Source organism: Streptomyces sp. NPDC005899, assembly GCF_040629645.1.
Taxonomy (GTDB): Bacteria; Actinomycetota; Actinomycetes; order Streptomycetales; family Streptomycetaceae; genus Streptomyces.
Genome location: NZ_JBEXWB010000289.1, coordinates 1 through 8,342 on the forward strand (window position 1 = coordinate 1; position 8,342 = coordinate 8,342).

The following is an 8,342-nucleotide window of genomic DNA, read 5'->3' on the forward strand; positions in this document are numbered from 1 at the left end:
ACCGCGCGGTCCTCGTGGGTGAGCAGCGCCCTGACGATCCGGCCGGGCCCGTCGCGCAGCGCGCCTTCCAGCAGGCGCAGGGCGAAGCCGCCCCGCTCGCGCCGGGACAGCAGCAGGACCAGGGGGGCCAGGGCGGCGAGCTGGGACGCGGGGAGCTCCGCCAGCAGGGCCCGGGCCCGGTCGCGTACCGGCGCCACCCAGTCGGCGCAGCGCACCACGAGCAGCGGGCGCAGGGCCCGTGCTCCGGCGACCCGGTCCAGGGCCGCCTCGCGCAGCCTGCCGTTGGGGTGGCACAGGGCCAGCGCGATCCGGGACGCGTCGGCGGGGGAAGGCGGCCCCGCCGGCAGCGCGCGCAGCTCGTGGCGTGTCGGCAGGGGGTTGCCGGGGCGGGAGGCGAGGATGCGCACCCCGGCGTCCAGCGCGGCCCAGGCGGTGGGGGAGGCGGTGTCGAGGGCCTCGTGCAGCGGTGTGCCGAGGGCGAGGCGGTCGGCCCCGGTGCGTGCATCGCTCATCCGGACCTCTGGACGGTGTGGGTGTGGACGCCGATCGTAGAGGCCCCCGCCGGCCGGCGACAGGCGTTTTCTCCGCCCTGGCCAGCGACTTTGACAAAACATACGGACCAACGCATAGTTATGCCATTCGTGATCGCGCCGTGAGGCGGACGCACATCCCTTGCACCCCCCGAGGAGCACCGCAGTGAGCAACGGCACCGGTAAGAGCGACGTACGCCTCTGGGGTGGCCGCTTCGCCGACGGCCCGGCCGAAGCCCTGGCCAAGCTGTCCGCCTCCGTCCACTTCGACTGGCGGCTCGCCCCGTACGACATCGCGGGCTCCCGCGCGCACGCCCGGGCGCTGGCCGGGGCGGGCCTGCTCACCGAGGACGAGCTGACCCGCATGATCGCCGGGCTCGACGCGCTGGAAGCGGATGTCGCCGACGGCTCGTTCACCGGGACCGTCGAGGACGAGGACGTCCACACCGCCCTGGAGCGCGGCCTCCTGGAGCGCCTGGGAGCGGACCTCGGCGGCAAGCTGCGGGCCGGCCGCTCCCGCAACGACCAGATCGCCACGCTCTTCCGGATGTACCTGCGCGACCACGCCCGGACCATCGGCGGGTTGATCGCGGACCTCCAGGGCGCCCTGGTCGCACTCGCCGAGGCCCACCCGGACGTGGCCATGCCCGGCCGCACCCATCTCCAGCACGCCCAGCCGGTCCTCTTCGCCCACCACGTGCTGGCGCACGCCCAGGCCCTCGGCCGGGACGCCGAGCGGCTGCGCCAGTGGGACGAGCGGACCGCGGTCTCCCCGTACGGCTCCGGCGCGCTGGCCGGGTCGTCCCTCGGACTCGACCCCGAGGCAGTCGCCGCCGAACTCGGCTTCGAGCGCGGCTCCAGCGGCAACTCCATCGACGGGACGGCGTCCCGCGACTTCGCCGCCGAGTTCGCGTTCGTCACCGCGATGATCGGTGTGAACCTCTCGCGCATCGCCGAGGAGATCATCATCTGGAACACGAAGGAGTTCTCCTTCGTCACCCTCCACGACGCCTTCTCCACCGGCTCCTCGATCATGCCGCAGAAGAAGAACCCGGACATCGCCGAGCTGGCCCGCGGCAAGTCCGGCCGCCTCATCGGCAACCTGACCGGCCTCATGGCGACCCTGAAGGCCCTCCCGCTGGCGTACAACCGGGACCTCCAGGAGGACAAGGAGCCGGTCTTCGACTCCTGCGACCAGCTCGAGGTCCTGCTCCCCGCCTTCACCGGCATGATGGCCACCCTCACCGTCAACCGGGAGCGCATGGAGGAGCTGGCGCCGGCCGGCTTCTCGCTCGCCACGGACATCGCCGAATGGCTGGTCAAGCAGGGCGTGCCCTTCCGGGTGGCGCACGAGGTCGCCGGGGAGTGCGTGAAGGTGTGCGAGCAGCACGGCATCGAGCTCGACGAGCTGACGGACGAGCAGTTCGCGAAGATCTCCGCGCACCTCACCCCCGAGGTGCGCACGGTCCTCGACGTGCGGGGCGCCCTCGCCTCGCGCAGCGGCCGCGGCGGCACCGCCCCCTCGGCCGTCGCCGTCCAGCTCGCCGAGGTGAAGGCGGACCTGGCGACGCAGCACGCCTGGGCTACGGCGCGCGGGTGACCCCGGGGCGTCGCGGGCCGGCTTTCCGGGAATGCGTCCGGAACCGACCCAGAGGAGCCCGCGATGCCCTTCGCCCGCCTGAACCGAGCGACCACCCCGACCGCCCGCATCGGGCTCGGCCTGGCGGCCGTGGGCAGGCCCGGCTACCTCACCCCGCACCGTGACCGCGACCTGCCCGACCGCGGCGTCGACGCGCTGCGGGCCCGCACCCACGAACTGCTGGACGCCGCGTACGCCCAGGGCGTCCGCTACGTCGACGCGGCCCGGTCCTACGGCCGCTCGGAGGAGTTCCTCGCCGAATGGCTCGCCGCCCGGCCCGGCGTGAGCGACGTCGTGGTCGGCAGCAAGTGGGGCTACACCTACACGGCCGACTGGCGTGCCGACGCCGGGACGCACGAGGTGAAGGACCACGGGACCGCCGCGTTCGAACGCCAGCGAGCCGAGAGCGCCGCGCTGCTCGGTGACCGGCTCGACCTCTACCAGGTCCACTCGGTGACGGCCGGCAGCCCGGCGCTGAGCGACAAGGAACTGCACGCGCGGCTCGCGGCGCTCGCCGCCGAGGGCACCACCATCGGCGTCACCACCAGCGGTCCCGCCCAGGCGGACGCCATCCTGGCGGCCCTTTCCGTGACCGTGGACGGCGAGCCCCTCTTCCGCACGGTGCAGGCCACCTACAACGCGCTGGAGACCTCCGCCGGACCGGCGCTCGCCGAGGCGCACCAGGCGGGGGTCACCGTCATCGTCAAGGAAGCGATGGCCAACGGCCGGCTCGCCGGCACGGAGGCGCCGGCCGTCCTGCGGGAGATCGGCGCCGAGGCCGGCCTCGGCGCGGACGCCGTCGCCCTGGCGTTCGTGCTGCGCCGGCCGTGGGCCGGCGTCGTGCTGTCCGGGGCGGCCACGGTCAGCCAGCTCGCCGGCAACCTGCACGCCCCCCTGCTCGACCTCGACGCCGACCGGACGGACCGGCTGGACGCCCTGGTGGAGGAGCCGGAGGCGTACTGGCGCCACCGTGCGTCACTGCCCTGGACCTGACGTACTGGCGCCGCCGGGCGACACCGCCCCGGACCTGAGCCGTCCTCACACCCAGCCGGCGAGTGCGTCGAAGTCCTCGTGCGCCAGCCCGATCCGGGGGTCGACCCGCCGCAGCAGCGCCCGTCCGGGATGATGCTCGGCGACCCACGCCCGGTCCAGGTCCGTGATCTCGTCGTCGACCCAGGCGAAGGCCCGCCCGGCCGCGTACGCGACGACGTGCCGGGTCTTCCAGTACGTCCCGTCCCCGGGGAGGGCGGGGACGGCCGGCCAGTCGACGTACGGCAGCGGCGGAAGCCCGAGGTGCGGGCCGATCCACTCGTTCGCCTCACCCATCCAGGTGGACGCCCAGGCGAGCTCGTAGCGGTCGGTGAGGGTCAGCAGTTCGTCGCCGTGCTCGGGATTGAGCAGCACGGGCAGCGCCGGCCCCGCCGTCCACCCCGTCGGCCGCATGGCGTGCTCGCGGTACCCCCGCGGGACCCTGCGGAGCGACAGGGCCGCGTACGGGTTGAGCGGACCGTCGACGTCGAGCAGCAGCAGCGGCTTCATGGCGTCATGGTGCCCCCGGGACGGTGGACGAGTCGACGACCCGCCGGTGAGACGTCAGTGTCTCGGATGGGTTACTGTCGTCTCATGACCCTTGATCGCGAACAGGTGCTGCGGAGCGCCGCCGCCCTGCTGACCCGCAGATCCACCGCGACCATGGACGAGGTCGCCAGGGCGGCCGGCATCGGCCGCGCCACCCTGCACCGGCACTTCGCCGGCCGGGACGCCCTGATCAGGGCTCTGGAGGACCTCGGCATCCAGGAGTTCGAAGCCGCCCTGGACGCGGCGGCCCTCGGCGAGGGAACCGCCGAGGAAGGGCTGCGGCGGCTCGTCACCGCCGTCGAACCCAGCGCCGGGCTGCTGTCCTTCCTGGTCACCGAGAGCCAGCTCTTCGAGGGCGACCAGGTGAACGAGGGCTGGAGCCGGCTGGACGCCAGGGTGTCCGCCTTCTTCCGCCGCGGCCAGGAACGCGGTGAACTCCGCATCGACCTCACCCCCGCCTGGCTGACCGAGGCCCTGTACGGGCTGATCAGCAGCTGTGCCTGGTCCGTACAGGTGGGCCGGGTCGCCGCGCAGGACTTCACCCACATGATCGTCGAGTTGCTCCTCGGCGGAGCACGCCGGAGCGTGGAGAAATGAGCAGCACCTTCTCGAAGCCGGGCATCACCGGAGAACCGCACCACCAGGGGCGGTGGATCGCCCTCACCGTCCTGGTGCTGGCCGTGCTGCTGGTCGCCGTCGACGCCACCGTCCTGGGCCTGGCGACCCCCTTCCTCAGCGAGGACCTCGAACCGACCGGGACCCAACTGCTCTGGATCGGCGACGTCTACTCGTTCGTGATCGCCGGGCTCCTCGTCTCGATGGGCAGCCTCGGTGACCGCATCGGCCGCAAGAAGCTGCTGCTGACCGGGGCGACGGCCTTCGGCGCCGTCTCCGTGCTCAACGCCTACGCCTCCAGCCCCGAGATGATGATCCTGGCCCGGGCTCTGCTCGGTGTGGCGGGCGCCACCTTGATGCCCTCCACCCTCGCGCTGATCCGCAACCTCTTCCACGACCCGCGCGAACGCAGTCTCGCCGTCGGCATCTGGGGCGCCATGGCGTCGGCGGGCGCCGCCGTGGGACCCGTCGTGGGCGGGCTCCTGCTGGAGCACTTCTGGTGGGGATCGGTCTTCCTCATCAACCTGCCGGTGATGGCGGTGCTGGTCGCCGTCGGCATCAAGATGATCCCGGAATCGAAGAACCCGGCACCCGGCCCCTGGGACCTGCCCAGCGTCGGACTCTCCCTCGTCGGCATGGTCGGCGTCGTCTACGCCGTCAAGGAGGCGGCCGCCCACGGCGTCGGCTGGGAGAACGGCCTCTCGTTCCTCGGCGGGATCGGAGCCCTCGTCTGGTTCGTGCGCCGGCAGCTCCGGCTGCCCGCCCCGCTCCTGGACATGCGGCTCTTCCACCATCGTGGTTTCTCCGGGGCGGTCCTCGCCGACCTGCTGACCATCCTCGGCCTGTCCGGGATCGTCTTCTTCCTCTCCCAGTTCCTTCAGCTGGTCCAGACCCGGGGTCCGCTGGAGGCCGGTCTGGCCCAGCTGCCCGCGGCGGTGGGCGCGGTGACCGCGGGGCTGACGGCGGGACTCGTCGCGCGCCGCTACTCGGTGCGTTCGGTCGTCTCCGCGGGTCTCGCGGCCATCGGCGTGTCGCTCGCCGTGGTCACGGTGATCCACAAGGAGACCGCCTATCCGCTGATCGGTGTCCTGCTCCTGATCGTGGGCGTCGGCGCGGGCTTCGCGTTCACCATCACCTCCGACGTGATCCTCTCCAGCGTCCCCAAGGAACAGGCCGGCTCCGCCTCCGCGGTGTCCGAGACGGCGTACGAACTCGGCGCCGCTCTCGGCATCGCGCTGCTCGGCTCCGTCGTCACGGGTGTCTACCGCGGCTTCGGCACCCCCGCCGGCATCCCGGTCCGCGCCGACGCGGCGGCCCACGAATCGCTCGGTGGCGCCGTCGAGGCGGCGCAGCACCTGCCGGCGCGGCAGGGCGGCGAGCTGGTCGTCGCGGCGCAGGAGGCGTTCGTCAACGGGCTCCGCGTGTCGGCCGCCGTCGGCGCCGTGGTCCTCCTGGCGACCGCGACGGCGGCGTGGTTCCTGCTGCGGGGGCAGGAGCTGGAGGAGGGTTTGATCCCCGACGAGTGACGGGCGGGCCCGCCCGCCCGCACACACGAAGGGCCCGTAACCGCCTGCGCGGCGGTACGGGCCCTTCGTGCGCTCCGGGCCGGCTCAAGCGGCCTTGGCCTTCGTGGCGTAGATGTCGACGTACTCCTGGCCGGACAGCCGCATCACCTCGGCCATCACCGAGTCCGTCACCGCCCGCAGGACGTAGCGGTCGCGGTCCATGCCCTCGTAGCGCGAGAACTCCATCGGCTCCCCGAAGCGGACCGTGACCTTGCCCGGGCGGGGGAGTCCGGCACCACCCGGCTGCAGCTTGTCCGTGCCGATCATCGCGAACGGCACGACCGGCGCGCCCGTCATCAGCGTCAGCCGCGCGATGCCCGTGCGGCCGCGGTACAGCCGCCCGTCCGGCGAGCGGGTGCCCTCCGGGTAGATCGCGAACGCGTTGCCCTCGTCCAGCACCCGCTTGCCCGTCATGAGGGCCGCGACGCCGCCCCGGCCGCCGTCCCGGTCCACCGGGATCATGCCGCAGCCCGTGAAGAACCAGGCCATCAGACGGCCCTTGAAGCCCTTGCCGGTGACGTACTCGTCCTTGCCGATGTAGAAGACCGGACGGTCGCAGCAGATCGGCATGATCATCGAGTCGATGAACGTCAGATGGTTGCCCGCGAGAATCACCGGCCCGGTCCCCGGGATGTTCTCGGCGCCTTCCACCTGGGGGCGGAACATGAGGCGCAGGATCGGTCCGAGCACTGCCTTGATGACCGTGAGTCGGGACAACGCATCCTCCGGTGTCGTGGCCGGGCCGGCCGGGTCGGGAATTGGCAAGGGTCTGTGCAGGTGAGGACGATACTCGCGGGTACCGCGGAAGCGCACATCGGGTTCACGGACCGGATACGCACTGTTGACGTGTGTTTCCGCCACGTTCGTCCACGGGCCGCCCCACCGATGACGTAGCCACCTACGATCGGGCCTCGCTCGACACGATGCCAGACATCCCACGCGAGGAGCATTCATGACAGAGCGCGCGCAGACGAGTCCCCGCCGACGGAGTCTCCTGGGGGCGGCCGTGCTGGGCACGGCGGCCCTCGCACCGGCCGGAACCGCGTACGCCGCCGGGCGTGGCGGCGGACGGGGCAGCGGCCACGGCTCCTACCGCGACCTGCCCGTGCCGACCGTCATCGGCCACCGGGGCGCCTGCGGCTACCGTCCCGAGCACACCCTGGGCTCCTACCGGCTGGCCCTGGACATGGGCGCCCACATCGTGGAGCAGGACCTGGTGCCGACCAAGGACGGCCACCTCGTCTGCCGCCACGAGAACGACATCACCGCCACCACGGACGTCGCCGACCACCCGGAGTTCGAGGGCCGCCGGACCACCAAGAGGGTCGACGGCGTGACGATCACCGGATGGTTCACCGAGGACTTCACGCTGGCCGAGCTCAAGACGCTCCGGGCGAAGGAGCGCATCCCCGCAACCCGCCAGGAGAACACCCTCTACGACGGACGATGGGAGATCCCCACCTTCGAAGAGGTCCTGCGCTGGGCCGACGAGGAGGGGCGCCGGCGCGGGGCACCCGTCTGGCTGTACGCCGAGACCAAGCACCCCACCTACTTCCGCGGTCTCGGGCTCGGGCTGGAGGAGCGGCTCGCCCGGCTGCTGCGCCGCCACAACAGGCACCGCGCGCACTCCCCGCTGATCCTGCAGTCCTTCGAGCCGAGCTCCATGCGGCGGATGTCGGAACTCGTCGCCACCCCGCGCGTCGTCCTGCTGTCCGGGCCGGCGGAACGCCCCTGGGACTTCGTCGAGTCAGGGGACCCCCGCACCGTCGCCGACCTGGTGAAGCCCGCCGGACTCCGGTGGATCGCGTCCTTCGCCCAGGGCATCGGCCCCACGCTGGACCTGGTCATCCCCCGGGACGGCGCCGGCCGGCTGACCACGCCCACGGACCTGGTCCGCGACGCCCACGCCCGGGGACTCGTCCTGCATCCGTACACGATGCGCAACGAGAACACCTTCCTGCCCGCCGAATTCCGCCGCGGCGTTGACCCCGGCGCCTACGGTGACGCATTCGGAGCCCTGCGCACCTACTTCGAGGCGGGCATCGACGGCGTCTTCTCCGACAACCCGGACACCGCGCTGCTCGCGGCGTCCGACGCCGCCGACGACTGAGCGGCGTCAGCCGCCCGGCCGCGATGCCACGGTCGGGTGGAGCTCCCCGCCCGCGGCAACCGGCCCCGGGCGGGCGGCCTTGAGCGGGCATGACACTTCCCGATCATGACTCCCGCCCGGCGGACACCGTGCGCGGGGCCGCCGTCCGCGCGCTGCGCCCCCTGGTGCGCGCGGAGGCGACGGCCGAGGCCGCGGCCGCCGGCATGGAGGCCGCCGACCTCGAACAGGCCGTCTGGGTGCGGCTGCTGGAGCGCCCGGCCAGGCAGGGGCCGCTCCGGGACCCGGCCCGCTGGGTGCGCGCCGCC

Annotated in this window: 7 protein-coding genes and 2 pseudogenes; 6 read left to right on the forward strand and 3 right to left on the reverse strand. The window is 72.8% G+C overall.

What is annotated here, in order from left to right; genetic code table 11:
• Positions 1-512, reverse strand: a pseudogene (locus ABZ371_RS25180) (hypothetical protein); the annotation flags it as partial.
• 184 nt (positions 513-696) lie between these two features.
• On the opposite strand from ABZ371_RS25180, the gene argH reads away from it, so the two are divergent.
• A complete protein-coding gene (gene argH / locus ABZ371_RS25185; RefSeq protein ID WP_358683557.1) occupies positions 697-2,130 on the forward strand; it encodes an argininosuccinate lyase in 1,434 nt (477 codons plus the stop codon).
• A 63-nt stretch (positions 2,131-2,193) separates the two neighbouring features.
• A complete protein-coding gene (locus ABZ371_RS25190) occupies positions 2,194-3,162 on the forward strand; it encodes an aldo/keto reductase (protein ID WP_358683559.1) in 969 nt (322 codons plus the stop codon).
• 45 nt (positions 3,163-3,207) lie between these two features.
• Here ABZ371_RS25190 and ABZ371_RS25195 read toward each other — a convergent pair whose 3' ends face one another.
• The gene (locus ABZ371_RS25195) at positions 3,208-3,708 is read right to left on the reverse strand and encodes a hypothetical protein (RefSeq protein ID WP_358683561.1); all 501 of its coding nucleotides are present in this window, start codon (positions 3,706-3,708) and stop codon (positions 3,208-3,210) included.
• Between the two features lie 84 nt (positions 3,709-3,792).
• Between ABZ371_RS25195 and ABZ371_RS25200 the strand changes: the two genes are divergently transcribed.
• Complete coding sequence (locus tag ABZ371_RS25200; RefSeq protein ID WP_358683563.1) at positions 3,793-4,344, forward strand: TetR/AcrR family transcriptional regulator; 552 nt, start codon at positions 3,793-3,795, stop codon at positions 4,342-4,344.
• On the forward strand, positions 4,341-5,888 hold the full coding sequence (locus ABZ371_RS25205; protein ID WP_358683565.1) for an MFS transporter: 1,548 nt from the start codon (positions 4,341-4,343) through the stop codon (positions 5,886-5,888). The genes ABZ371_RS25200 and ABZ371_RS25205 overlap by 4 nt, the downstream gene beginning before the upstream one ends.
• Before the next feature lie 84 nt (positions 5,889-5,972).
• On the opposite strand, the gene ABZ371_RS25210 is transcribed toward ABZ371_RS25205, so the two are convergent.
• Positions 5,973-6,644 carry a lysophospholipid acyltransferase family protein gene (locus ABZ371_RS25210; RefSeq protein WP_358683567.1) on the reverse strand — a complete coding sequence of 224 codons (672 nt, stop codon included), beginning with the start codon at positions 6,642-6,644 and terminating at the stop codon, positions 5,973-5,975.
• 235 nt (positions 6,645-6,879) lie between these two features.
• On the opposite strand from ABZ371_RS25210, the gene ABZ371_RS25215 reads away from it, so the two are divergent.
• Together ABZ371_RS25215 and ABZ371_RS25220 are read left to right on the forward strand one after the other, a co-directional pair.
• Positions 6,880-8,037 (forward strand): glycerophosphodiester phosphodiesterase, encoded by a 1,158-nt coding sequence (locus ABZ371_RS25215; protein WP_358683569.1) that lies wholly within the window; start codon positions 6,880-6,882, stop codon positions 8,035-8,037.
• An 89-nt stretch (positions 8,038-8,126) separates the two neighbouring features.
• Positions 8,127-8,342: pseudogene (locus ABZ371_RS25220) on the forward strand (sigma-70 family RNA polymerase sigma factor); the annotation flags it as partial.

Bases quoted from the DNA above. Each gene is read 5' to 3' on its own strand.
- ABZ371_RS25205 (WP_358683565.1), top strand. From the start codon at position 4,341: ATGAGCAGCACCTTCTCGAAGCCGGGCATCACCGGAGAACCGCACCAC.
- ABZ371_RS25195 (WP_358683561.1), bottom strand. From the start codon at position 3,708: ATGAAGCCGCTGCTGCTGCTCGACGTCGACGGTCCGCTCAACCCGTAC.
- ABZ371_RS25190 (WP_358683559.1), top strand. From the start codon at position 2,194: ATGCCCTTCGCCCGCCTGAACCGAGCGACCACCCCGACCGCCCGCATC.
- ABZ371_RS25215 (WP_358683569.1), top strand. From the start codon at position 6,880: ATGACAGAGCGCGCGCAGACGAGTCCCCGCCGACGGAGTCTCCTGGGG.
- ABZ371_RS25200 (WP_358683563.1), top strand. From the start codon at position 3,793: ATGACCCTTGATCGCGAACAGGTGCTGCGGAGCGCCGCCGCCCTGCTG.